General features: G+C 67.6%; 22 protein-coding genes and 1 pseudogene. 10 read left to right on the top strand and 13 right to left on the bottom strand.

All coding sequences use genetic code 11. The annotated features are described in order from the left end of the window. The first annotated feature begins 96 nt into the window (after window positions 1–96). Entirely contained in the window at window positions 97–1,335 is a 1,239-nt protein-coding gene (locus BKK79_RS33200) for an MFS transporter (RefSeq protein WP_071039977.1), read from the top strand. An 18-nt stretch (window positions 1,336–1,353) separates the two neighbouring features. Here BKK79_RS33200 and BKK79_RS33205 read toward each other — a convergent pair whose 3' ends face one another. Beyond that, on the bottom strand, window positions 1,354–1,791 hold the full coding sequence (locus BKK79_RS33205) for a MarR family winged helix-turn-helix transcriptional regulator (RefSeq protein WP_071039978.1): 438 nt from the start codon (window positions 1,789–1,791) through the stop codon (window positions 1,354–1,356). Window positions 1,792–1,875: 84 nt separating this feature from the next. Here BKK79_RS33205 and BKK79_RS33210 point away from each other — a divergent pair, with 84 nt between their 5' ends. Further along, entirely contained in the window at window positions 1,876–3,012 is a 1,137-nt protein-coding gene (locus BKK79_RS33210; RefSeq protein ID WP_071039979.1) for an FUSC family protein, read from the top strand. Here the strand turns inward: BKK79_RS33210 and BKK79_RS33215 are convergent. Beyond that, a complete protein-coding gene (locus BKK79_RS33215) occupies window positions 2,981–3,589 on the bottom strand; it encodes a hypothetical protein (protein WP_232346381.1) in 609 nt (202 codons plus the stop codon). The genes BKK79_RS33210 and BKK79_RS33215 overlap by 32 nt on opposite strands. A 201-nt stretch (window positions 3,590–3,790) precedes the next feature. On the opposite strand from BKK79_RS33215, the gene BKK79_RS33220 reads away from it, so the two are divergent. The 4 genes from BKK79_RS33220 (at window position 3,791) to BKK79_RS33235 (ending at window position 9,236) form a co-directional block, all read left to right on the top strand. After that, window positions 3,791–5,575 carry an ABC transporter ATP-binding protein gene (locus BKK79_RS33220; protein WP_084085493.1) on the top strand — a complete coding sequence of 595 codons (1,785 nt, stop codon included), beginning with the start codon at window positions 3,791–3,793 and terminating at the stop codon, window positions 5,573–5,575. Window positions 5,576–5,675: 100 nt separating this feature from the next. Then, complete coding sequence (locus tag BKK79_RS33225; protein ID WP_084085495.1) at window positions 5,676–7,400, top strand: ABC transporter substrate-binding protein; 1,725 nt, start codon at window positions 5,676–5,678, stop codon at window positions 7,398–7,400. Between the two features lie 7 nt (window positions 7,401–7,407). Continuing rightward, window positions 7,408–8,406: an ABC transporter permease gene (locus BKK79_RS33230; RefSeq protein ID WP_071039980.1), complete on the top strand. Its 999-nt coding sequence runs from the start codon at window positions 7,408–7,410 to the stop codon at window positions 8,404–8,406. Continuing rightward, window positions 8,403–9,236 carry an ABC transporter permease gene (locus tag BKK79_RS33235; protein ID WP_071039981.1) on the top strand — a complete coding sequence of 278 codons (834 nt, stop codon included), beginning with the start codon at window positions 8,403–8,405 and terminating at the stop codon, window positions 9,234–9,236. The genes BKK79_RS33230 and BKK79_RS33235 overlap by 4 nt, the downstream gene beginning before the upstream one ends. Window positions 9,237–9,574: 338 nt before the next feature. Here the strand turns inward: BKK79_RS33235 and BKK79_RS33240 are convergent, their stop codons facing one another. Together BKK79_RS33240 and BKK79_RS33245 are read right to left on the bottom strand one after the other, a co-directional pair. Beyond that, window positions 9,575–10,786, bottom strand: a complete 1,212-nt coding sequence (locus tag BKK79_RS33240) for an alpha/beta fold hydrolase (protein WP_198173367.1) — start codon at window positions 10,784–10,786, stop codon at window positions 9,575–9,577. Between the two features lie 312 nt (window positions 10,787–11,098). Beyond that, complete coding sequence (locus tag BKK79_RS33245) at window positions 11,099–11,728, bottom strand: HAD hydrolase-like protein (protein WP_071039983.1); 630 nt, start codon at window positions 11,726–11,728, stop codon at window positions 11,099–11,101. Window positions 11,729–12,287: 559 nt separating this feature from the next. Between BKK79_RS33245 and fabZ the strand changes: the two genes are divergently transcribed. Next, window positions 12,288–12,782: a 3-hydroxyacyl-ACP dehydratase FabZ gene (gene fabZ, locus BKK79_RS33250; RefSeq protein ID WP_071039984.1), complete on the top strand. Its 495-nt coding sequence runs from the start codon at window positions 12,288–12,290 to the stop codon at window positions 12,780–12,782. A 262-nt stretch (window positions 12,783–13,044) separates the two neighbouring features. On the opposite strand, the gene BKK79_RS33255 is transcribed toward fabZ, so the two are convergent. Next, window positions 13,045–13,605, bottom strand: a complete 561-nt coding sequence (locus BKK79_RS33255; RefSeq protein WP_231908126.1) for a porin family protein — start codon at window positions 13,603–13,605, stop codon at window positions 13,045–13,047. Window positions 13,606–13,730: 125 nt separating this feature from the next. Between BKK79_RS33255 and BKK79_RS33260 the strand changes: the two genes are divergently transcribed. Continuing rightward, window positions 13,731–14,315: a DUF2975 domain-containing protein gene (locus tag BKK79_RS33260; RefSeq protein ID WP_071020098.1), complete on the top strand. Its 585-nt coding sequence runs from the start codon at window positions 13,731–13,733 to the stop codon at window positions 14,313–14,315. A gap of 215 nt (window positions 14,316–14,530) precedes the next feature. Here the strand turns inward: BKK79_RS33260 and BKK79_RS33265 are convergent, their stop codons facing one another. From BKK79_RS33265 to BKK79_RS33295, 6 genes are all read right to left on the bottom strand, one after another. Next, a complete protein-coding gene (locus BKK79_RS33265) occupies window positions 14,531–15,319 on the bottom strand; it encodes a CPBP family glutamic-type intramembrane protease (protein WP_071039986.1) in 789 nt (262 codons plus the stop codon). A gap of 145 nt (window positions 15,320–15,464) precedes the next feature. Then, a complete protein-coding gene (locus BKK79_RS33270) occupies window positions 15,465–15,911 on the bottom strand; it encodes a hypothetical protein (RefSeq protein WP_157128586.1) in 447 nt (148 codons plus the stop codon). A gap of 85 nt (window positions 15,912–15,996) precedes the next feature. Next, window positions 15,997–16,938, bottom strand: coding sequence for a hypothetical protein (locus BKK79_RS33280; protein ID WP_157128587.1), 942 nt, complete (start codon window positions 16,936–16,938; stop codon window positions 15,997–15,999). A 72-nt stretch (window positions 16,939–17,010) separates the two neighbouring features. Next, window positions 17,011–18,348, bottom strand: a complete 1,338-nt coding sequence (locus tag BKK79_RS33285; RefSeq protein ID WP_198173368.1) for a sensor histidine kinase — start codon at window positions 18,346–18,348, stop codon at window positions 17,011–17,013. A gap of 71 nt (window positions 18,349–18,419) precedes the next feature. Further along, a complete protein-coding gene (locus BKK79_RS33290; RefSeq protein WP_071020078.1) occupies window positions 18,420–19,079 on the bottom strand; it encodes a response regulator in 660 nt (219 codons plus the stop codon). A 322-nt stretch (window positions 19,080–19,401) separates the two neighbouring features. Further along, window positions 19,402–20,442, bottom strand: coding sequence for a DNA-binding protein (locus BKK79_RS33295; RefSeq protein WP_071040540.1), 1,041 nt, complete (start codon window positions 20,440–20,442; stop codon window positions 19,402–19,404). Between the two features lie 141 nt (window positions 20,443–20,583). Between BKK79_RS33295 and BKK79_RS33300 the strand changes: the two genes are divergently transcribed. Both BKK79_RS33300 and BKK79_RS39605 read left to right on the top strand, forming a co-directional pair. Further along, window positions 20,584–21,831 (top strand): tyrosine-type recombinase/integrase, encoded by a 1,248-nt coding sequence (locus BKK79_RS33300; RefSeq protein ID WP_071039990.1) that lies wholly within the window; start codon window positions 20,584–20,586, stop codon window positions 21,829–21,831. A 275-nt stretch (window positions 21,832–22,106) separates the two neighbouring features. Continuing rightward, window positions 22,107–22,294: pseudogene (locus tag BKK79_RS39605) on the top strand (MFS transporter); the annotation flags it as partial. A gap of 204 nt (window positions 22,295–22,498) precedes the next feature. Here the strand turns inward: BKK79_RS39605 and BKK79_RS33310 are convergent. Next, window positions 22,499–23,500: a tripartite tricarboxylate transporter substrate binding protein gene (locus BKK79_RS33310; RefSeq protein WP_418235900.1), complete on the bottom strand. Its 1,002-nt coding sequence runs from the start codon at window positions 23,498–23,500 to the stop codon at window positions 22,499–22,501. Window positions 23,501–23,575: 75 nt separating this feature from the next. Beyond that, the gene (gene catC, locus BKK79_RS33315) at window positions 23,576–23,854 is read right to left on the bottom strand and encodes a muconolactone Delta-isomerase (protein ID WP_071020071.1); all 279 of its coding nucleotides are present in this window, start codon (window positions 23,852–23,854) and stop codon (window positions 23,576–23,578) included. Window positions 23,855–23,890 lie beyond the last annotated feature (36 nt).

A 23,890-nucleotide genomic window follows, 5' to 3' on the forward strand; every position in this document is an offset into this window, starting at 1 on the left:
ATCAATATTTTCTTGAAAGTGATTATCGATCATGCCGGTTTCCGCGTCGGATGACCAGGGGCAAACTGCGAACTCCATTCGCTTACCGCTCCGATCATGTCTTCCGCCTCTCCCCGCGCCCTGGGCTCCGGTGCCCCCGCCGGCCGGTTGCCCATCGCGCTGTATGCGCTGACCGCCGGCTCCTTCGGCATCGGCTGCGCCGAATTCGTCATCATGGGCTTGCTGTTGCAGGTGTCGGCCGATCTCCAGGTCTCCATCGCCGCCGCCGGCATGCTGGTCTCCGGCTATGCCCTGGGCGTGTTCGCCGGCGCACCGGTGCTGACCCTGCTGACCCGGCGCATGCCGCGCAAGGCCGTGCTGCTCTCGCTGATGGTGATCTACACGATCGGCAATGCCGCCTGCGCCCTGGCGCCCGACTACACCACGCTGATGGTGGCGCGCGTGCTGACCTCGCTCACCCATGGCACCTTCTTCGGCGTCGGCGCGGTGGTGGCCACCAGCCTGGTGCCGGAAGCACGCAAGGCCTCGGCGATCTCGATCATGTTTTCCGGCCTGACCCTGGCCACGCTGCTGGGCATGCCGGCCGGTGCCTGGCTGGGCCTGCATTTCGGCTGGCGTGCCACCTTCTGGGCCATGAGCGTGATCGGACTGGTCTCGCTGCTGGTGATCGCCCTGCTGGTGGCGCGCAGCCGCGATGCCGCGCCCGCGGTGCCGCTGCGCGAGGAACTGCGCACCATGGCGCGCCCGCAGGTGTTGCTGGGCCTGGCCATGACGGTGCTGCAATCCATGGGCATCTTCGCCGTCATCACCTATGTGCAGCCGCTGCTGACGCGTGTGACCGGCTATGGCGAAGGCGCCGTCTCGCCGATCCTGCTGCTGTTCGGCGCCGGCATGATCGTCGGCAATATGCTCGGCGGCCGCTTTGCCGACCGCAGCCCGGTGCGTGCGGTGCTGGTGAGCCTGGGCGCGCTGGCCGTGGTGCTGGGGCTGATGACCCTGGCAGTGCCCAGCCGCATCGGCATGGTGGCCTTCGTCGGGCTGCTCGGCGTGGCGGCCTTCGCCACGGTGTCACCGCTGCAGTTGCGCGTGCTGCACCATGCGCGCGGTCCGGGGCAGAACCTGGCCTCCAGCTTCAATATCGCCGCCTTCAACCTCGGCAACGGCCTGGGCGCCTGGCTCGGCGGGCAGGTCATCGACCACGGTCCCGGGCTGGCCTCCCTGCCCTGGGTGGCCGCGCTGCTGCCGCTGGCTGCGCTGGCCGTGGCGCTCTACAGCGTCCGGCTCGAAGGCCATGCGGCGCGTACGGCGCCCGGCGCGGTGGCCAATTCCTGCTGAGGTCCGGCGTCGACCGCCTCAGCCATCCTGCCGCCCTTCGTGGGCGGCAAGTTTCTGCATGGCGCGCGCGGCGCTGGCCAGCGTGGCGCGTTCCGCGGGGTCCAGCGTCTGCTCCAGCGCGGCGGCGAGCCAGCGGCCGCGCGCCGCCATGTCCTCGGCCAGCACCGCGCGGCCGTGTGGCGTGACGGCGAGCCGCGTTTTGCGCCGGTCCGCCTCGCTGCGCGTGCGCGTGATCCAGCCCGACTGCTCCAGCTCGGCGAGGATGCGCGTCAGCGACTGCGGCCGCAGCCGCTCCTGCTCGGCCAGCCGCACCGCGGTCATCGGTCCCTCGCGATTGAGGGTGCTGAGAGCACCCAGTGCCGACAGTGCCGGGCCGCCTTGCGGGCGTTCCGCGCGCAGGCGGCGCCCCAGTGCCAGCACGGCGCGCATGATGGTTTCCACCGGATCGTTCTGCATTCCCGAAATATACTACGCATTGCGTAGTAATATCCGCGAATACCTTGCCCGGCAAGAGCATGCGGCTCGGACACGGGAGACAAAGTGGGAACGAAAACACATTTTGCGCAGGTCCTGCGCTGGTCGGCCGAAGGCCGCGCCAGCCGCGCCGAGGCGCTCGCGGCCGGCCTCGGCATGGGCCTGCCGATCCTGCTCGGGGGACTGGCCGGCGCCATGCCCGCCGGCATGGCGGCCGGGCTCGGCAGCATGGCCGTCAGCGCTACCGTGCGCGGCGCAACGCTGGGGGAGCGCTGGCAGGCCTTCCGCGCGGCCTTCGTTCCGGTCCTGCTGGCGGCCGCCAGCGCGGTCTTGCTCGCCGGCCACGGCCAGCTCAGCGGCGTGCTGACGGTGGCTGTCGTCGGCAGCGTGGCGCTGGCGAGCAGCTACTGCCGCGAGCTGGCGGTGGCGGCGACACGCTATCTGCTGTTCCTGCTGATCTCGATGGGCCTGGGCGGCGGTGCCCGCGTGCACGCAGCGGTATTGCTGCCGATCGCCGCCGGCGCGCTGTGGACCGCGCTGCTGGGGATGCTGCTGGCGGCCCTGGCCGGGCGCCTGCGTTCCGCCACCGCCCCTGTCGGCGCAAGGGCAGGACCGGCCGCCGCGGCACAAGCGACAGCGGTGACCGCGGCCCAGCGCTGGCGGCGCTGGCGCCAGTCGCTGCGGCAGGCAGCGGGCTGGCAATATGCCGTGCGACTGAGCCTGGCCCTGGCCGCGGCCACCGCGCTGCAATGGACCTGGCCGGCCCATCATTTCGCCTGGAGCGCCATGACCGTCGCGCTGCTGACGCAACGCCAGCCCGAGCCGATCTCGGCCAGGTCGACGCAACGCGTGCTAGGCACCGTGCTGGGCGTGGGCCTGGCCTCGCTGATCGTCGGCCATCATCCCGCCTTGTGGCTGCTGGCGCTGGGCGCCGGCGCGCTGGCGTCCGCGCGTCCGGTGCTGCGTGCCGGCAACTACCTCGCTTACTCGGCGGTGATGACGCCGCTGATCCTGCTGATCCTGGAGGCGCATGCGCCGCTGGGCAGCGGGCTGCTGTGGGACCGCGTCGCCGCGACGCTTGCCGGCGCCGGGCTGGTGCTGCTGGTCGACCTTGCCGCTGTGCGCCTGCTCGCCGGCAGCGCCAGGGCTACAAGCGCGGCTACAGCTGCGGCTACAATGAATCGCAGAGATACGCCGGCTTGAGCGCGCGGAAGGCGCGCTGGGTCGGGTCCGCCTCGGCCGGCCCGTCCGGCTGGGCCAGCGTGCCCAGCCGTGTCACCTGGATGGAGCAGGCCTTGGCGCCGGAATCGCGCCAGTAGCGCAGCTGGTATTCGGCGCCAGCCAGCGGGACGAACGACACCCCGGCCGCGCAACGGTATTCCGTGCCGTCCTGGCTGGACGCCGAGACGGCGGCGATATAGAGCCGTTTGCCTGCCGCCAGCCAGCGCTCGCGCGTGCGCGCCGGCGGCTCCGGAGAGTTGCCGCCGATATCGAGCTTCTGCGGCGGCCCCAGCGCCGCGAGCTGCTGCCCGGTGCCGGCCAGGATCGCCACATGGGGCGTCTCCGGGCAGCGCGCCGGGTCGAGCACGGTGAAGGTCGTATTGTCGTCGGTGCTGGTCAGCAGGCGGACCTTGGCGGCGGGTGCGCCGGCCGCGACGTGGTAGCGGGGGGCGCACGCGGCGAGCGGAATGGCGGCAGCCGCCAGCAGGGCGAGGCCCGGGCGACACCGCCCCGGCCAGGCTGGCGATGGCGGCGGCAGGTGCGGGATGTCCTTCGGCATGGCGGCAGCGGGGAGTGGCGCACGCGCCAAGCATAGCCGCTCGCCGCCTCGGGCGGTGTGCAGACAGGGCCGCGCGAAGGCCAGACATGTGCGGCAAGGCACATGGCGGGACGGCCCGATCGCGCATGGTGCCAGCGCAGGTACTAAGCATCTGAGCAAATATTCGTGGGCAGCCGGCAAGTGCCATGCTGCAATGCGCGCATGCCCAGTCCCGCCCCGCCCCCCTCTCCTGCGGCCGCCGCGGCCCCGCCCCTGCTCGACATCCGTGCGCTCACGGTGCGTTTCCCCGGCCGGGACGCCGTGCGTGCGCTCGACCTGCGCATCGACAGCGGCGAGATGCTGGCGCTGGTCGGCGAGTCGGGCTGCGGCAAGTCGACCACGGCATTGGCGGTGATGCGCCTGCTGCCCGCCGCGGCGAGCGTCGGCGGCAGCATCCTGCTCGACGGGCGCGATTTGCTGGCGCTGCCGGAAGCGGCCATGAGCGGCACGCGTGGCAGCCTGGTGTCGATGATCTTCCAGGAGCCGATGAGTTCGCTCAACCCGCTGCAGCCCATCGGCCGGCAAGTGATGGAGGCCATCCTGCTGCATCGTCCACAGGCGCGCGAGGCAGCGCGCCGCGAGGCGGAGGCACTGCTCGAGCGCGTGCGCTTGCCGCAAGCGGCACGCCGTGTCGGCGCCTATCCGCACGAACTCTCCGGCGGGCAGCGCCAGCGCGTGATGATCGCCATGGCGATTGCCTGCCGGCCGCGCCTGCTGATTGCCGACGAGCCGACCACCGCGCTGGATGTCACCACCCAGGCGGAGATTCTCGCGCTGATCGACCAGCTCCGGCACGAACTCGGCATGGCGGTACTGCTGATCACGCATGACCTGGGCGTGGTCTCCCAGGTGGCAGACCGTGTCGCTGTCATGCATGGCGGCAACAAGCTGGAGGAAGGCCGCACCGGGCGGATCTTCGCCGCGCCCGCGCACGCCTACACGCGTGGCCTGCTCGCCGCCTCGCTGCACGGCGGCCGCGCGCTGCACTACACGCGCGATCGCCTGGCCGAGATCCGTGCCAGCGCCGACGGCAGCTTCCACCTGGCGCAATCCCCGCAACCCGCGCCGCAGACGCTCACGCGCCGCCCCGACGTGCCGGACCCCGCCGTGCCCTGGCTGGTGGTGCAGGACCTGCGCGTCAGCTATGCCGGCGGTGCCGGCCGGCACACCGCGGTGGACGGCCTCGGCCTGAGCCTGGCGCGCGGCGAGACGCTGGGGCTGGTGGGCGAATCCGGTTGCGGCAAGTCGACGCTGTCGCGCGCGCTGATGCGGTTGGTGCCGGCCGAGGCGGGCCGCATCGAACTGGAAGGGCGCGACCTGCTGGCATTGCCGCCGCGCGAACTGCTGCCGTGGCGCAAGCGCGTGCAACTGGTCTTCCAGGACCCCTACGGTTCGCTCAATCCGCGTCACCGCGTGGAGGACATCCTCGGCCACGCGCTGGCCATCCACGGCTTGCGCGCACGCGCCGAACGCGTGGCCCGCATCGCCGCCATACTCGACGACGTCGGCCTGCCGCGCGGGGCGCAGCGCCGCTATCCGCATGAATTCTCCGGCGGGCAGCGCCAGCGCATCGCCATCGCACGTGCCTTGGTGCTGCGTCCCGACCTGGTCATCTGCGACGAGCCCGTCTCCGCGCTCGACGTCTCGATCCAGGCCCAGATCCTGAACCTGCTGGTCGACCTCAAGGCCGAATACGGCTTGACCTATCTGTTCATCTCGCACGATCTTGCCGTGGTGCGCTACATCGCCGACCGCGTGGCGGTGATGCAGGCCGGGCGCATCGTCGAGAGCGGTTCGCCGCAGGCGCTCTGGTCGGCCCCGCACCATCCGTACACGCGCGCCCTGCTCGACGCCGTGCCGGGTCGCCGCGGGCCGCGCGGGGAGGGCCTGGCGATGCCGCAGCCTGCCCCGCGCCAAGCCCTGGCGGATGCGCTCGCTACTTGCTGAGGTCGTCTCTGCCCGTACCCATGTCCGTGTCCGGCCGCCGTGCCCTCGTGCCGCCGTTCCACCGTTCGCCCTTCTTTCGTCAGCCTTTCCTGTCTCCGTCATGACCGATCACGATACGCCCGCGGCCGCGTCCGCCCGTTCCAGCATCACCCTCGCCTCCCAGGCGGATCCGGCCGCTCCCGGCGCGCCGGCCAACCCGCGCCGCCGCGGCGTGCTCGGCGCCACCGGTGCCCTGCTGGCCGGAGGCCTGCTGCCGCTGTGGCTGCCGGATGCGCTGGCGCTGGACAAGGCCTTGCCCGATACCGAGCAGGGTGCGCAACGCGGCGGTGCGCTCGACGCCGTGGTGCATCCTGAGCCGCCCACGCTGGCTTTCTTCATCAACACCGCCACGCCTGGCCGCACGGTGGTGAGCAAGATCTTCGACGGCCTGCTCGACTACGGCCCGGACCTCAAGCCGCGCCCGCAGCTGGCGGAAAGCGTGGAGGTGTCGCCCGACGGCCTCAGCGTGCGCATCCGCCTGCGCAGGAACGTTTCGTGGCACGACGGCAAGCCCTTCACCGCGGCCGACGTGAAGTACTCCGCCGAGGAGATCTGGCCCAAGTACGCCCCCACCGCGCGGCGCGTGTTCCAGCACCTGCGCAAGGTCGAGGCGCCCGACAGCCACACCGTGGTGCTGACGCTCGCCAAGCCGACGCCGGTGATCCTCAACGCGCTCGACGTGGTCGCCGCGCCAGTGCTGCCCAAGCACTTGTACGCCGGCACCGACGTGCCCAACAATCCCTACAACAACAAGCCGGTCGGCACCGGCCCCTTCGTCTTCCGTGAATGGGTGCGCGGCCAGCATATCGCGCTGGAGCGCTTCGACAAGTACTGGGCACCCGGCCTGCCCTACCTCGACCGGATCACCTTCAAGATCATTCCCGACGTGGCAGGCCGCGCCGCCGCGCTGGAGACCGGTGCCGTCCAGTACGGCGAGCGCAACCCGGTCACCTTCGCCGATGCCGACCGGCTCGCGCGCTCGCCCAAGCTGGTCGTCAGCACCGGGGGCTATAACGGCTTCGCCGGCTGGCTCTGGCTGATCCCCAACCTGCGCGACCCCATCCTGGGCAACCTGAAGGTGCGGCAGGCGCTGTTGCACGCGATCGACCGCGATGCCCTGACCAGGACGGTCTGGGGCGGCTACGCGGCACCGGCCACCGGCCCGGTGTCGTCGTTGCTGAAGACCTTCTACACCAAGGACACGCAGCAGTATCCGTACGACAAGAAGAAGGCCGAGGCACTGCTCGATGAGGCGGGCTTCCCGCGCAAGCCCGATGGCTGGCGTTTCAAGCTCAACCACGACTACATTCCCTTCGGCGACGACTACCGCCGCACCGGCGAATTCGTGCGGCAATCGCTGCGTGCGATCGGCATCGACGTCACCCTGCGCGGGCAGGACCTGGCGGCCTGGACCAAGAACGTCTTCTCCGACTACAACTTCCAGCTGGTCAGTTCCTGGGGCATCAACTGGCAGGACCCGCAGATCGGTGTCGAGCAGCACTACTGGTCCAAGGCCGAAGCCAAGGGGACGCCGTGGCAGAACGCCTCCGGCTACGCCAGCGCCGAGGCCGACCGGCTGCTCGAGGCCGCCCAGGTCGAGCGCGATCCGGCCCGGCGTGTCGAGCTGTACCGGCAGTTCCAGGGCGTCGCCCAGCGCGACCTGGCCCTGCTCAACCTGTTCGAGTTCCGCTGGTTCGGTGTCTGGGATAAGCGCCTGCGCAACGTGACCGACACCTTCGACCACAGCCAGAACAACTTCGCGCGCGTCTGGCTGGCGACAAAGTGAGCCGGGCATGAACCGACGCATCCTGGCCCGCTTGCTGCAGCTCGCCGGTGTCGTGCTGGCCACCGCGGTGCTGAATTTCCTGCTGCTCAAGGCATTGCCGGGCGACCTGGTCGATACCATCGCCAGCGAGAGCGGCAGCGTGCCGGCCGAGTACGTGGCGCAGCTGCGCAGCCTGTACGGCCTCGACCGCAGCACGCCGGCCCAGCTGCTGGCCTATCTCGGCCAGCTCGCGCACGGTGACTTCGGCTACTCCTTCCGCTTCGGCGAGCCGGTCCTGCACCTGGTGCTGGCACGTCTCGGGCCCACCGCGGCGCTGGTCGGCACGGCGCTGCTGTGCTCGACCGTGGCGGGCGTGCTGCTCGGCGTCGCCGCGGCGCGCCGGCCGCACGGCCTGGTGGACACCGCGCTGTCGGCGCTGGCCACGGCGGGCTACTCGGCGCCGTTGTTCTGGACCGCACTGATGCTGATCGTGCTGTTCGGCGTACGGCTCGAATGGCTGCCGATCGCAGGCGTGCGCGAGGTCAATGCCGGCTACCACGGCCTGCGCTTGCTGCTGGACTACGCCGCGCACCTGGCGCTGCCGGCGCTGACGCTGTCGATCTACTACGTTGCGGTCTACATGCGGCTGACCCGCGCCGCCATGGTGGAGACGCTCGCCGAGGACTTCATCCGCACCGCCCGTGCCAAGGGTGCGCGCGAGGCGCGCGTGCTGTTCGGCCATGCGCTGCGCCATGCGCTGTTGCCGGTGTTCACGATGCTGGGCGTGCAGAGCAGCGCGCTGCTTGGCGGTTCGATCGTGGTGGAGACGGTGTTTGCCTGGCCGGGACTGGGGCAGCTTTCCTTCGAGGCCATCAAGAGCCGCGACCTGCCGGTGCTGCTGGCGGTGCTGCTGTGCAGCGGCGCCCTGGTGGTGCTGGCCAACCTGCTGGTCGACCTGGTGCAGACCTTGCTCGACCCGCGCGTGCGGCGCCAGGGCACCGCGCATCCCGAGGAGACGGCCGCATGAAGCGCTGGTACCGGCAACCCGCCCTGCTGATCGGGGGCGCCATCCTGAGCGTGGTGGCGCTCGCGGCCGTGCTGGCCGGCACCTTGTTCCCCGGCGACCCGCTCGACATGGTCGGGGCACCCTATGTCTGGCCCGGCGGCGATGCCCGCACGCCGCTGGGCACCGATCTGATGGGGCGCGATCTGCTGGCCGGACTGGTGCACGGCGCGCGCGTCTCATTGCTGGTGGGCGTCGGCTCGGCCCTGGCGGCGCTGGTGCTCGGCATCGCCGTCGGGGCCGCCTCCGGTTTCTATCGCGGCCGCGTCGATGCGGTGCTGGGCCGCGTCACCGAGTTCTTCCAGACCATCCCCTCGTTCCTGCTCGCCATCATCCTGGTGGCTGTCCTCAAGCCCACGCTGGGTACCATCGTGTTCGCGCTCAGCGTCACCGCGTGGCCCAGCGTGGCGCGGCTGGTGCGAGCAGAGTTCATCTCCCTGCGCGAGCGCGAATTCGTCAAGGCCAGCATCGCCGTCGGGGCCAGCGACATGCACCTGATCTTCCGCGAGATCCTGCCCAATGCCTGGACGCCGGTGATCGTCTCGACCGGCTTGCTGGTGGCCAACGCCATCCTTTCCGAGGCGGGCCTGTCCTTTCTCGGACTGGGCGATCCCAATGTGGTGAGCTGGGGGTCGATGATCGGCCTCGGCCGCGACGCCCTGCGCACCGGCTGGTACATGACGGCGCTTCCCGGCCTTGCCGTGGTGGCCACCGTGCTGGCGCTGAACCTGCTGAGCGACGGCCTGCATGCCGCGCTCAATCCCAAGCTGAGGCGTACCGTGCGTGAGTCCTGAGCGCTCAAGCGTCAAGCGTCAAGCGCGCCAGTGCAGCGCCGCCCGCAGGTGTGACGCGAGGATCGAATGCGCCGCGCCGACGACTCTGGCGGCGATAGTGGCTACACCGGCGCGCGGCATCGAATATGGGCCCTGGTCCGCTGCGTCAGTCGAAATCCCCCCGATCGACAGCGCCTCCGGGCCATATGCGCGTTGCAAATGCTCGCCATCGCCGTGCCATAGCCGTGCTTTGCGCCTAGCCTATGACCCTGAGACCCTGAGACCCTGAGACCCTGAGACCCGGAGACCCGGAGACCGGATGCACCGCAGCTCGGGTGCGTTTTCCCTGACGCAATGGGCTAATACCATGGCATGGATTCGATCGCCTCGACCACCTCCGCCTGGTGCTCGATAAAGAACTCCCCGTGGTTGCTGTTGGCAATGACGATGCGACGGCTATCCGGCAGGGCTGCGGACAACGCTTCGAAATTGCGCTCGCGATCCTGGCGTGACTCGCGCAAGCGCATCTGCGCGTCTTCCCGGGTCTGTGCATCGACAGGCTCCGTAAGCCAGGGGAAGAGGTCCCGCAGCCCGCGGGGGTCCGCCTGCAGGATAAGCGCAGGAGCACGGACCGCACTGTAATCCGGTGAAAACCGCATCGCCTCCGTGAGCGTCACGATGGATACCTCGGAAGGGGTGGCGGGGCGCACGCTACCGTTGGGCAGCACTTCGCAGGCATCGCGCAAGTTCGCCTCGATTGCGGGCGACCAGGTTTTGTGGATGCGCTTGGCAAAGGCGACGGCGGCGGCAAACGATGCGCCGTCGGCCGCCTGCGGGTCCGGGCTCAGCAAGGCCGGGTTGCGCGGCACCCGGGACGGATCCCGCTTGGCGAGTGAGTAGTCGTAGGTGGTGTCCATGTAGACGAGCCCGCGTACACGCTGCGGATATCGGCCGGCAAACAGGGTCAGTTCGTTTCCGGCAATGGAGTGGCCGCATAGCACCACGTTGCCGACATGCAGGGCAGCCAGAAGGCCGTCGAGATCGTCGACCAGTGCGGCGGTATCGTAACGCCAGCCGCGGCTTGGCAGCGGCTTGTCCGATTGGCCAAAGCCGCGCCGGCTGACTGCGAGGACGCGCGCGCGATCGGCCAGTGCGGCGGCCAGTCCATTGAAGAGCTGGGCGGTCTCCCCCTGTCCCGCCAGCAGGACGACGACCCGTTCTGCATTGCCGGGATTCCAGTCGCGCACATGAAGGGCCACACCGGTCCGAAGTGGCACGCGCCGGTCCTGAACGGTGGCTTGCGGCGTTGCGCCGCGGTCTGCGTCGCCGCCGCCGCAGGCGCTCAAGGCTGGCAGCATAAGCGTGATGGGCCAGCAGGCTAGCGCCTGCATCAGGCGACGGCGGTCGTGGCTCGAAGAGGGGAAATCCATCGGATCGTGCGCTCCAATCATTGGGGTCAAGGCCGGGACCAAGGCTGGCAATGGGCCATCCTGTAAGTGCTGAGCGAGAAGGCGGGGATCGTGACGCGCACATGCATGCGCGCGCGCCGCCAACAAGATGGCTTCGGTCATGGGAGCGCCAAGTCTAGGGAGAAGCGCGTGCCGCATGTGTGCGGAGTTGTGGCGAACTGTGCGGATCCCTGTGCGCTGGCGCTGTCGAGGGATGTCTCGGCACCTCGTTGCCGAGGCGCTGATGGATTCGCACAAAGATGCGCAGATTCGAGACAGAGCGATGGTCCAAGCATCGATGCGATGCTCTGCGCGCTCGCCGGACCGGATGGCATTGGCGGAGCAGGCCTGAAATCCAGGCGGCCCGGGGAGGCATCGCCGATGTCCCGTGGCGTAGTGCTACCGTGCCATCACGGCGTGCACGCGGCCTGATGGTCAGGCGCGGGAAAAATCCAGCAGGTCCTGCGGGCGGACAAGGAGTGGCGTCGCGCAATGCGTCTGTAACGCCGTCGCGGCCGTGTAGCCCCAGGCTACCCCGCGGAACGCCATGCCGGCGGCGCTGGCGGCCTCCGCATCGCGGATTTCGTCGCCAACGTACAAGGCTTCGTCCGGACGCACACCAGCGGAAGAGACCAACGCCCGAAGCTTGCGCGCCTTGCCGAACATCGAGATGCCGCAGCTGAAATCGGCGATCCGGCCGCTGACGGCGGGACCGAGGATCGCGCGCACGACGTCCTCGCCGTTCGACGTGGCAACGGCAAGCCTGATGCCACGCCGTGCCAGCGTATCCAGCGTCTCGGCCACGTTCGGGAATAGCGAAACCTGCGCGATGCGCTCGCGCATCAGCTTCCTGACATCGATGGTAATGGCCGGCGCCTTCCACAGCGGCACGCCAAGCAGCCGCATGATGTGTTGCGCGGAGCTGCCGCGCGCCTGCTCGAGCAACTCGCCCTCGAGCGGGCGAAACCCGTGTTTGCGCGAAGCGACTTCAACGGCTTGCAGAAAGCACGCCATCGAATCGGCCAACGTGCCGTCGAAATCAAACGCGATGAGTTTGTAGGTCATGAAGAGTGCAGCAGCGCTGCGAGGCAAATGTAGAACGCATCAAACGTGTCAGCGCTTTGTAATCATCACGGTCGCTTCGAGGCCATGGCGCCCATGCCGGCAGCCACTCCCTTACGAATCCATGCGTGATCGGTGGGCATTTTCGCATTGCTTGGCCGAGCCAGGCGAGCATGAGAAGGCTCCACTGGACGGGACTTCGGGGAAAGCGCTTCACAGAGAGAGAAAACCTATGGGGGCGCTGAGCCGGCAAGCGTCCAACGCCTCGATCCCTTCCTTGGATCCGCAAGATCCGCAAACATCGACACAAATACGCACAATTTCAACATGGACAATCTATTAGGCTCTGTCAATGCTGCATCGGCCGCATCGACGCTCCCACTGTTTTTTCAGGCTTGGAGATGCGCGGCCTACTCTGATCCGTCACGTCAAGCCGATTCCTTATGAAGCCAGTTCGCTTGGTTGGGCCTTCGTGGCTCTCTTCTCCGGACCGCTTCTTTCCATCGCGCAGCAGCAAGGAAGACTGGCGACGCGAGCCCACTGTTACGCTTCCAAGAGGCCAATGAACGAGAATCCGATCCGTTTCGATATCCAACAGGTCTTGAGACTGTTGCCACACCGCTATCCCTGCTTGTTGATCGATCGCGTGCTTGCCTTGGAGCCGCGTGCGGCGGTGACCGCGCTCAAGAATGTGACGGTCAACGAGCCCTATTTCGTTGGCCACTATCCGGGAAGCCCCGTGATGCCTGGCGTGCTGTGCATCGAGGCATTGCTGCAGACCGCCGCGATCCTGGTCGCTGTCGAAGGGGACGCTGACGTCGAGAGTAAGCTGCATCGGTCGATCGAGATCGAACGGGTGCGCTTCAGGCGATCGGTCTACCCAGGGGACCAACTGCTGCTCCACGTCGAGCTCGAGCAGGATCGGGACGGAGCCATGCGGTTCAAGGGTACGGCCACAGTGGACGGCGCCATCGCCGTCGAGGCAACCATTTCAAGCAGATGGGGCGGGCCGGGAACAGCACCGAACCCGACCGGTCGCGCGCAATCCGGTGCCTAGCCTCACGTGCCACCGACGCCTGCGCCCTCCCCTTCGCGGTCAACCTGACTGGTGCGAAGCGTAACGACATTGGTCTGCTCTCCCGCTTCGTGCATCGCGCCGACATGCACGGAGCTTTCCTCAAGCGCGGGCAGCAACGTTGAGTGCCGGCCCGCCGTGCATGATGTCAATGCAATCCACCAATGAGCCGGTCATTCCAAAGTTCGCGCCGCGGCATTGCCTCCATTGGCGCGGCGGGACTTCATCTTGAATGAGTTCTTAGTCAACGGAACAGATAATCAACGCCCAAGACGAATGCTTGACTCTTGACCTCGGCGCCGTTGCCTCCTTTCCATTTCAACTTGTCGTAGTTCGTGTATTGCGCGCGTATGCGCCAATTCGATGAGATGGCATAAGCCGCTCCGGCTCCGAATGTGATCACCGCCACGGAGCGGCTGCTCGAATCGATGTCTCCTGTGCGCTGCCCGTGCTCCAATCCTAGCCCAACGAGGGCCAGCAAGGAGAAGCGGTCGGTAATTGGCAGATGCCCGACGACGCTCGCCGTCATCCCGCCGATGGCGAAACGGTCCTTTTGACCATCAGTTCTCGCTTCAACGGAACCCAGGGTGGTGACTGTGCTTTCGACTGATAGGTAGCGCGAGAACTGATAGCCGCCCCGCAGTCCGACGGCGACGTGATTCGATGAAGCGTCCGTCCATCCCGGACTGGATGGGCTGACTCCGATACGCGCATACCCGAGGTCCGCGCCGAGGTAAAAGAACTCCTCGGCAGGAGGGGACTGGCGTGCCTGTGCGCTTGGCGCTCCGGCGCCAAGTACTGCCATGATGAACGTTACCCCGCCAAAAAGTGATCGATACGACATAAGTATAGATTTGCGATAAAAAATATCTGTAATACAATAAAGTTTTGTTGTTATACAATACGCAAAGTGACGTCCGCAACCTTTTTATGGAGATCAGCATCTTGAGTTCTTATGCAGCCTCGCATCCGGAGAGCACAGCCATGCGGCGCATCCGCAAGTTGTCTGACAGGATGCGGTGTCTGACCACCAGCGGCGCGGTGATCGCGCTTGCGTCCATGGTGTGGATCTGGTTTGGGTTGCCCGACGCGACCCTGGAAAAGGTGGTGCGCCAGCACATCCCGGCAAGTTCTGCCTTTGCCGTACACGTTTCCCTGTGGCACCGGGTCGAGGGCTTTCTTGCCACCAGTATCAGCTTGGGGCTGCTCAGCTGCGCGCTGTATCAGGCTCGACAGATGTTCGTGACCTTCGGGCGTGGCGAGGTCCTGACGGTTGAAGTCGCCAAATGCCTACGCCGCCTGGCGATGGCTTCGATATCTCTGGGACTGTCCAGTCCGCTGGTTAAACTTCTGGTGGGCCTATTGCTGATTGGTGAACCAGGCAAGCCCTACTGGATTTTCATACTCACGCTGGGGGACTATTTCGTGTGCCTGCTTGGCGGCCTGCTGCTGGCAATTGCGTGGGCGTTGGTTATCGCTGCACAGGTTGCGGAGGAGAACAAGGGCTTTGTCTGAAGGACGATGGCAGTGCTGGTCCACTGCGTCATGCGAAAGGCACCCTTGATCGACGGCGCCTCCAGGCCGGACAGGCATTCAAGGCCTGAGCCGCGCTCCAAGTCGCCGGGCCATGGAAGTACAGGCGCCCGGCCCCGGCCACCGATGAGCCGGTCGCCGGGTTGGGGCGCTATCGGCGTGCCCAGGGGGCTTCCTGTGCGAATGGCATGCCCTGCTCAGGACATGTGATTCAGCAGCCAGGAGCCGGGAATCTGGAGTACTCCATGCGCTGCCATATGGCCCAGCATGGCCGCCTCCAGGCCGCGCCGCCAATACAAGAAGCCGAACACGACGCCTGCAAGCCCATTCAGCACCAGTGCTCGCAACACCAACATCGGTGTCAGAGGAACCACGGCGGCCGTTGCCGGCAGGTGAGCCAGTGCGAAAAGCAGCGCCACAAGGCCAATTGCTGCCCGGAATGCCCCGGGAGCCGGCATGCCATCGGCCTGTTTCCACCATCGCCCCGCAAACCAGACCAGGAGCGGCAGCAGAAACAAACGCATCAGGAGTTCCTCGGTCAGCCCGCCATACAAGACGCCCGCCAGTAAGCGTTTCCACAACGGTACCCTGAACAGCGACTGCATTGGCGCGGGAAGATGAGGGAAGAAACACAGTGCATCGACCGCAACTAACACGGCTCCCAGGATTGCCCCGGCCAGCAGTCCCGCCCGCAAGCCTACTGGCGACGGTGTCCCCCTGCCTTCCGTCCAGGCCTGGAGAAGCGGCATTCGCAGTCCCACCTTGCTGGACAAGCGCATCCCCAAGAGAATAACGACCGCAAGCAAGAACCCGTTCTGCACCAGGACCACTGCTACCAGCCACGGCAACGGTACAGCGGACTTGGCAATCGGGGCGGTCCCGGCCACCGCCAGCATATCGGCCATATAGGGCATGCCGGCTATCACGCCCGACAATCCTGCCAGCAGCAGGATGGCGAAGATCTTCTTGTTGATCGTCTTGAACATAGGATCTGCAAACAGGTGGACAAGCACGGAGGGAGGCTCCGAGCTTCTACTCACTAAGCTCAGAAGCGTGTGCGCCCTGGAAACATCCTTCACTCATCGCTGCGCCTGATCGAGGCCGACTGCGCTTCGCGGCGGGCGGGCGCGGCTATCGCGGCCGCTCGCCGCTCCCTGCCCCGGTCCGGTCTCCCGGGTTGTCCTGGGACCGCGCCGGCTCGCTCCTGGGGAACATCTTCCTGTTCAGCACGCCGGTGGGTTCCTGGTCCTGGGTTTCATTGAAACGCCACTTCCTGGCGGTGCCTTCCCTGTCGAACAGGATGACAAGCTCCTTGCTGTCGTTCTCCTGGCCACCCAGCAGGACACTGGCGTTCCTGTAGAAGTTCAGCAGGCTGGGCGTCGATTCGCGGTAGCTGTAGATCCAGACCTCGGCGCCGCTCGCGAACCGGATTTCGTTCTGCGTATTGCCGAGCCAGTCCTTGATGTCCGCCTTGTTCATCGACTTTCCAGACATCCGGTACTCCAGTCTGGCCGGGGTCATCTCGGCGACGTTCTTGTTTCCGGCGGAGGCACATGCGCCTGACAGCAGCGCGGCCATGACGATCGCACATGCCTTGCCTGACGAAGTCCCGGGCAGCGGATGGAGCCATGGCATGCGGCTCGGATGAGTGGTCAGGTCAGGCTCAGGCATCGTCCATGTATTCGAATGTGACCAGTGTGTCGTCGGGCCACTTGCTGCGTTCCAAGGGCAATTCATAAAGGCGATCTTTCAGGTAGGGCGGATCGTGAAACGGGTTATGCATCGCCAGGCCGCCATACAGCCAGATGGTGGGCAGCACCAGTTGTTTGCCGCCGTGGCGCAGCGTGACGCTGAAGATCGGCCTGTCGGCGATGAACAGGTAGCGAAAGCCGCCATGCTCATAGGCGGTTTTCACCTCGTTCAGGGGAACCACGCTACTCAGCAGGAAGCCGCCAAGCGCGGCGGGCGCGTGGGCCAGGCACTGGCCGGGTTCTTCCAGGCAAGTGGCTTCGGCAGCCGAGCCGGAGCAGACCTGGCGCAATTCGCTTGGCCGGCTGGGATCGCTGTCGATGTCGACCAGGCACTCCAGCCGCAGGTCTCCAAGGCGCCGGCTGCCGCGTGGCAGGCCGGGGGTACGGACTTCGGGGCGCCAGGTCAGGCTGCCTGCGGGCTTGTTGCTTACCACGGTGGCCTCGCCTTCCAGCGCAGCATGTTCGCGCGGTATCGAGAACGTCTGGTCGGGGGCGACCCGCAGCGGCGCTTGCGTGGCGTTGCCTGTCAGGCTTAGCGCGATGTCCGCCATGGCGATGTTGGGCTGGCGCGCATGGAGCCGGAAGCGCAGCACACCTTGCGGTGACAGTTCATGGTTTTCCGTGAAGGTATTCATGCCTTTGAGGATGGCCCGGAACGACCTCTCATCAGGCGGATAGGGCTGCTCGGCGGGCGCAGGGGGGCGAAGTGCTGCCTGCGCCAGCGGCCGCTTGCCACCCGGCGCGCCGGGCGCGCCGCACGCGTGCGGTGCCGCAAGCGCGGCCAGCGCCAGGGCGGCCGTCAGGACAGCCAGCTTGCTTGCCGGCGAAGGTCTACAGGGGGTGCTTCGTCTCACCGCATATCCTCAGGTTTCTTGTCTTCGTCGTGCACCAGGCGCTGCCTGGTGCCATCTCGTCATCGATTCCGCTCAGCGCGGCAAGCGCATCACGAAGCAGCAACCACCTGTTGCGGGGCAAGTCAGAAGCAGATCTCCGCCATGCAGCCGTGCGATGTCGCGCGCGATCGCCAAGCCGAGGCCGCTGCCGCTGGTGTGTGCCGCGCTGCGCCCGCGCTCGAATCGGTTGAAAATGCGCTCCCGCTCGTCAGGGGCGATGCCGTGGCCATCGTCTTCCACGAAAATCTCCATGCTCGTCTCGAACTGGCGGCAGCCCAGGCTGACGGTGCCCCCGGAAGGGACGTAGTGGATCGCGTTGGCGATCAGATTGTCGAGCGCGCTGATCAGCAGGTCCTCGTCCGCCTCGATCCGGCAAGCGGGAGACGGCTTCAGGCCCAGGTCCAGTGCCTTCGCGATGGCCAGGGGGGCGTATTCGGCGATGCGCGCCTGCAGCAGCTCGGGAATGTCGACCGCGAGTTTTCGCGGTACGCGCTCCAATGCGTCGAGCCTTGCCAGCGTCAGCACCTTGGTGAGGACCTGGGCCGAGCGCTGCACGCCGCGTTGCAGGGCCGCCTGCAACTGCGCCAGGCGGGCCGGGTCGCGTTCTTGCGCCAGCACGTGGACCTGGGCGCTGATCACTGCCAGCGGCGTGCGCAGTTCGTGGGCGGCATCGGCGAAGAAGCGCCGTTCTGTGCTGCGCAGCCGCGCGACCTGTGCAGCCTGTGCATCCAGGGCGGCGATGATGGGTGCCAGTTCCAGCGGGTCATCGCGCAGCCGCGCCAGCGGCGTCGGGTCATCGGCCGTGCGCTGCCGGATACGCTCGGACAAGCTGGCCAGCGGCTTGAGTCCCATGCGTGTGGCAAGCCACAGCCCGCACAGCAGCATCGCATGCAGCACCAGCAGCGCGAGCAGGAACACGTGTGCCAGCTCAGCGTTGTTACGCTCATAGAAGGCCTGGGACAGGCCGACCACGGCCCAGATTTTCCGGTCAGGGCTCCAGGCCCCGAGCCAGTACCAATGGCCTAGCTGCGTGCGAGTCTCCACGGGCGCGCTGCCGGGGCGAGTCAGGGGCAGCGTGTCGGTGAGCGCGTCGCGGGCCAGCAAGGTGCCGTCGCGATCCCAGATCTGGATAGCGAACTCATGGGCTTTCACCGTGATCCCCTGCGTTGCCACGATTTCCTGGAGCTGCCGGGCTACGGCCTGGGCCCGCTCCGGCCGGGTGTCGAGACTGGCAAAGCGGGCGCCGGCGCCGGCGATCATCGACAGCTCGCGTGCGAGGGTGCCGCCTTGCGGTGCCTGGCTGCGCCACAGCTGCCCCAGGGTGACCAGGCTGTATAGCACTAGCACGCTGGCCGCCTGCCACAGCAGCAAGCGACGGAACAGGGAGGGCTGGCACAGGAGCCGCAGCAGCGGCAGCTGTTCCAGCCAGTGCCGGATGATCTTCATGGCGCGCTCAGCATGTAGCCAACGCCGCGGATGGTCTGTATGGCGCTGGCGCCCAGCTTGCGCCGCAAGGCGTGGATCTGGAACTCCAGCGCGCCGGCGCTGGGCACCGCCTCGTCAGGCCAGACCCGCAGGCATAGTTGCTCGCGTCGAACCACGCGGCCACTGGCAGCCGCCAGCTCGCGCAGGATGGCGTACTCGCGCCCGGTCAGCCCGATCGGCTCACCGCAGCGCGTGACCGATTGCGACACCGTATCGATCTCCAGCTCGCCCACCCGCCAGCGCGGCGCGGCATGGCCCGCAGAGCGGCGCATCAGGACATGCACGCGTGCGATCAGCTCGGGCATCATGAAAGGCTTGATCACATAGTCGTCGGCGCCGCCATTGAGCGCGCGCAAGCGGTCGTCCAAGGCCTCGCGTGCCGAAATCACCAGTACCGGCGTGGCGATGCCACGGCGGCGGATCCGCTCCAGCAGCGAGAAGCCTTCGCCATCGGGCAGGTTCAGGTCGAGCAGGATGCAGTCGAATTCCCGGGTTTGCAGATGGGCATTGCCATCCACCAGCCTGCGCACCCATACCGTCGGCAGATCGGCTTGGGCGAGCGCCAGTTGCAGGGCATTGCCGAAATCAAGGTCGTCTTCAATCAGGAGCAATTGCATGGGGTGGTTTGCGATGCGCCGGGGCGTGGGCGGGCTGGGAGGGCGGTCCGCCTTGGCAGAGAACGGATTGTTCCCGAACGGGCTTTGAATTGGCTTTGGAAGCGCCGCTGAAGCGGCCGGGGAAAGCCGAGGTGGATCCCGGCGGCCAAGCCCAGAAGCCCATGCAGGGCGCCAGTGGAAAGAAGGCTGACCGGGATGGGCAAAAGATCCTCCACATCGCCGGCGACCCTGAGAAAGCCGGCCATGGATCAAGCACCGGTTGGCGTCACTGAAGATCCGGCAGGTCGTCGCGAAGCCGGCTGGCGGGCCGGCCATCGCTGCTTCAGGTCATCGAGCCCGGCTTGAACTTGGTGCGTCGGACTGCCACCGGCCGCCGCGGCGCCACCGGATGCCGGGCTGCTGCGGCTTCGGCCCGCTCGCGTTCGGCCCGCCGCCGCGTTTCGTCCAGTTCGCCGTGCAGTGCCTGCCGCGCGGCGTCCGCCTCGGCGCAGGCCTGCTTCCAGGCGCCGGCCTCCTTGGTCGCCGCGTCGCGTTCGGCCTGCAGCGCGGCGCGGGCTTCGGCGGCTTCCAGCGCTGCCTGCTGCGCCCTGCCCTGTTGCGCAGCCAGCTCGCCCCGCAGCTCGGCCGCTGCTTTCTCGGCGGCATGGCGGGCGCCGCGTTCCTGGTCGATTTCACGCAGCGCGCGCCGTTCGCTCGCGGTTGCGCGCTCTTGTGCGAGCCGGACCTGCTCACGCATCTGCTCCAGTTCTTGCGAGAACTGTGTGCGCAATTCCAGCAACTGACGTTCGAGCGCAGCGATCTGCTGCTGTGCGGCCTCGTGGCGGGCACGGCTGGCGGCATGGGCTTGCTTTTCCGCTTCCAGCTCGCCCTGGCGCGCGGACTCGGCCAGCCTGGCCTGCTCCAGCGCCGCGCGCACGGTGGCGGTTTCCTCCTCCGCGGCAACTCGCGCCGCCTTGGCCTGGTCGCGCTCGGCCTCGGCGTCCGCAGCCTGCAGGCGGGTCTCGGCGCGCAAGGCGGCCAACTCGGCCGCCGCGGCTTCGTTGGCCGACTGCCAGATGGTCTGCACCGCCTCCGCCGCGATCTGCTTGAGCGCGTCCGGCAGTTCCGGGTGATCGATCTTCACGCGCGTCTTCTCGCGCAATTCCTGCCAGAACTGCGCCAGCACCTCGGTCGGCGTACCCATGCTGCCCTTGCGCACCAGTCCGTAGAGCTTGTTGGCGGTCGGCGTGATGCCGTAGCGGAAGAACAGCAGGCCGCAGACTTCCTTGTACAGCGCGCGCGTTTCGGTGAAGCGTGCCCGCAAGGCGGCCACGTCGGCTTGCAGGGCGGTGTCCAGCGGGGTCGATTCGGGGCTTGCGCTCATGACGATAGAGATGGCTTCGAATTGCATAATATTACTACGTAAAACGTAGATTTTATATTTCTTTGATCTAGTCTTTAGACATAAGTGCGCTTCTGTCTATAATGCTGCATCGGTCGCAATCCGACCCCCCCGCCTCGCAAGATGGACCACGCCACGCCCTCCCTGCCCTCGCCTTCGCCCTCACCCGCGCAGCTCGCGACGCTTCCCGCCATCCCGTTGGAGCGCCTGCGCCTGCCTGTCGATCTGTCCGGTGCCCTGGGCGCGAACCGGGCCGCGGGTGCGGGGGCGCAGATCGCCGCGCAGGACGACGTGGCCGCCATCACCGCCTGGCTGGCGCGCTACGCCGACAGCCAGGCGACCTTGCAGACCTATCGGCGCGACGTCGAGCGCCTGCTGCTGTGGGCCGTGCAGCAGCGCGGCAAGCCGCTTTCCTCGCTGACGCACGAGGACCTGTTGCTGTACCAGCGCTTTCTCGCCGACCCGCAGCCGGCAGCGCGCTGGGTGATGCCGCCGGGCAAGAAGCTGGCGCGCAGCCATCCGGGCTGGCGGCCTTTCGCCGGGCCGTTGTCGCCGGCCAGCGCACGGCAGGCCATGGTGATCCTGAACGCCTTGTTCGCCTGGCTGACCGAGGCCGGCTACCTGGCTGGCAATCCGCTGTCGCTGGCGCGCCGGCGCCGCAGCCAGACGCCGCCGCGCGTGACCCGCTACCTCAGCCATGCCATGTGGGATGCCGTCAAGGAAGCCATCGAAGCCATGCCTGGCACCGCTGCCGAGGCCTCGGCGCGCGAACGGCTGCATGCCGCCCGCTGCCGCTGGCTCTGCACCCTGCTCTATCTAGGTGGCCTGCGTGCGGCCGAAGTGCTGGACACCAGCATGGGTGCCTTCTTCTGCCGGCGCGATGCGCTGGGGGTGGAGCGCTGGTGGCTGGAGGTGGTGGGCAAGGGACGCAAGACGCGCCTGGTGCCGGCCACCGATGAGCTGGTCGCGGAGCTGGCGCGCTATCGCCGCGCCCATGAGCTGCCGGCCATGCCGCAGTTCGGCGAAGAGCGGCCGCTGGTACTGCCGGTGATCGGCCGCGACAAGGCCTTGTCGCGCGGCGCCCTGCACCTGATCCTCAAGGAGGTCTTCGCCATGGGGGCGGCGCGGATGCGCGCGCGCGGCCCCCAATGGGAAGCCCAGGCGGCGGTGCTGGAAAGCGCATCGGCGCACTGGCTGCGCCACACCGCCGGTTCGCACATGACGGACCGGCAGGTCGACCTGCGCTTCGTGCGCGACAACTTCGGCCATGCCTCGATCGCCACCACCAGCGCTTACCTGCACAGCGAGGACGATGCGCGGCACGCGGCCACGCAGGAGCGTCACCAGATCGGCTGGGGGCGCAAAGGCTGAGCCCCGCAGCGGGCGCCCGGGCTGCCCCGGGGCGGATGGGGCATGAACGATGGCTGTTGCCTGGCTCCTTGGGCGCCGCCGAGCGGATGGCGGTGTGGAGTCCCTGCCGGCCAGGCGATCTGCAATCCGCCAGCCGAGCATTCCAGGACGGCATCCACCTTGGGCAGCAATTGCCGCCCGACCGGCCACACCAGGCTGAGCGGCAGGCCATCGGCGACCCGCGCCGGCAGGACCCGCGCCAGCTCGCGCACGCGATCCCGTCGGAGACCAGCCAGGTCGCCAACATCGTGCTGTCCGTGGTGGTGTTCACCGCCATGTTCACCGCCTGCACCTACCTGGCCGACATGCTGGAGCGCGTCGCCGGGGTGGCCCCGGCTCACGTAGGCTGGGGCTGATGGGCTTCGGCGCCATCGGCCTGGCCGGCAACTGGCTGGGCGGCCGCTGTGTCGATCGTGGTGGCCTGGGTCTCGCTCTTGTGTCCGCGATGACCTGGCTGGAGTGCCGCCGGCGAGGCGTCGCCGGGGAATGACAAGCTCGATGCTCTGCGCCGGGCTCCGGTCGGACCCGGCCCGATGCCGGGGCCGCACCCAGATAAAAAAAACCCGCCGGTCCTTGCGGCCGGCGGGGTCTTCAGTACTGCCACGAAGACAGGGAGTGTTGTCGAGGTTCAGTCTGCGTGAATGCCGCGCGACTTGATCAGCGGGCCCCACTTGGCCATCTCGCGCGCCAGGTAGTCATGCAGCGCCGCGGGCGTGCTGCCGATCGGCTCGGCGCCGATGCTCGCCAGCTTCTTCTGCACGTCGGGCTTCTTCAGCGCTTCCACCATGGCCTTGTTCAGCTTGTCCACCACGGCCGGCGGCGTGCCGGCGGGCACGAAAGCTCCGAACCAGGGCGACAGTTCATAGCCGGGCACGCCGGCTTCCGCCACGGTCGGCACATTCGGCAGGGCCGAGGAGCGCTTGGCCGTGGTGACGGCGATGGCGGTCAGTTTGCCGGAGTCGATCTGCGGCTTGGCCGAGGTGATGCTGTCGAACATGTAGTCCACCTGCCCGCCCAGCAGGTCGCTCATCGCCGGGGCACTGCCCTTGTAGGGCACGTGCAGCATATTGACACCCGTCATCGAGGTGAACAGCTCGCCCGCCAGGTGGATCGAGGTACCGTTGCCGGCCGAGGCGTAGGTGTATTTGCCAGGATGCGCCTTGGCCTGGGCGATGACTTCGGCGATGGTCTTCTCGGCGTGCTTGGACTTGTTGGTCACCAGCACGTTGGGCACCACGGCCAGCAGCGAGACCGGCGCGAAGTCCTTGACCGGGTCATAACTGAGGCGGCCGTAGAGGAAGGGGTTCACCGCCATGCCGTTGGCGACGATGATGAGGGTGTAGCCGTCGGCAGGGGCGCGCGCGACCATCTCCGCGCCGATATTGCCGCCGGCGCCCGGACGGTTTTCCACCACCACGGCGGCACCCATCGAGCGGCCCATTTCCTGGCCCAGCACGCGTGCGATGTTGTCCATGGCGCCGCCGGCCGGGAACGGCACGATCCAGCGCAGGGGCTTGTCCGGATAGGCCGCGTGGGCGGCGCCGGCGCTCACGGCCAGGCCGGCCAGCAGCGCGGCCGCGCAGGCCTGGTGAAGGCGCGCGGACAGGCGCGCGAAAGGTTTTGCGTTCAAGGTCTCCCCCCCGTGTTTGGTTGGTTTGTCGTCGGTGCCGGTGTCGCTGACGGTGTCGCTGACGGTGTCGCGCGCTCAGCGGATCGACGACGGATGCTTGGCCAGCGGCGTCACGTGGATCTTCATGTACGGGAACAGGGGCAGCCCGGACAGCAGGGTGTGCAGCTCATCGTGGGATTCCACGTCGAAGATGCTGTAGTTGGCGTACTCGCCGACCACGCGGTAGATCTGCGGCCACTTGCCGCTGCGCTGCAGTTCCTGCGAGTAGGCCTTTTCGCGGGCCTTGATCTCGTCGGCCTGCGCTGCGGGCATGTCGTGCGGGATGTTGACGTCCATCCTGACCAGGTAAAGCATGGCGTGTCCTTCTGTACGATGAGTGGGTCGGGGCGC

Source organism: Cupriavidus sp. USMAA2-4 (assembly GCF_001854305.1).
Lineage (GTDB): Bacteria > Pseudomonadota > Gammaproteobacteria > Burkholderiales > Burkholderiaceae > Cupriavidus > Cupriavidus malaysiensis.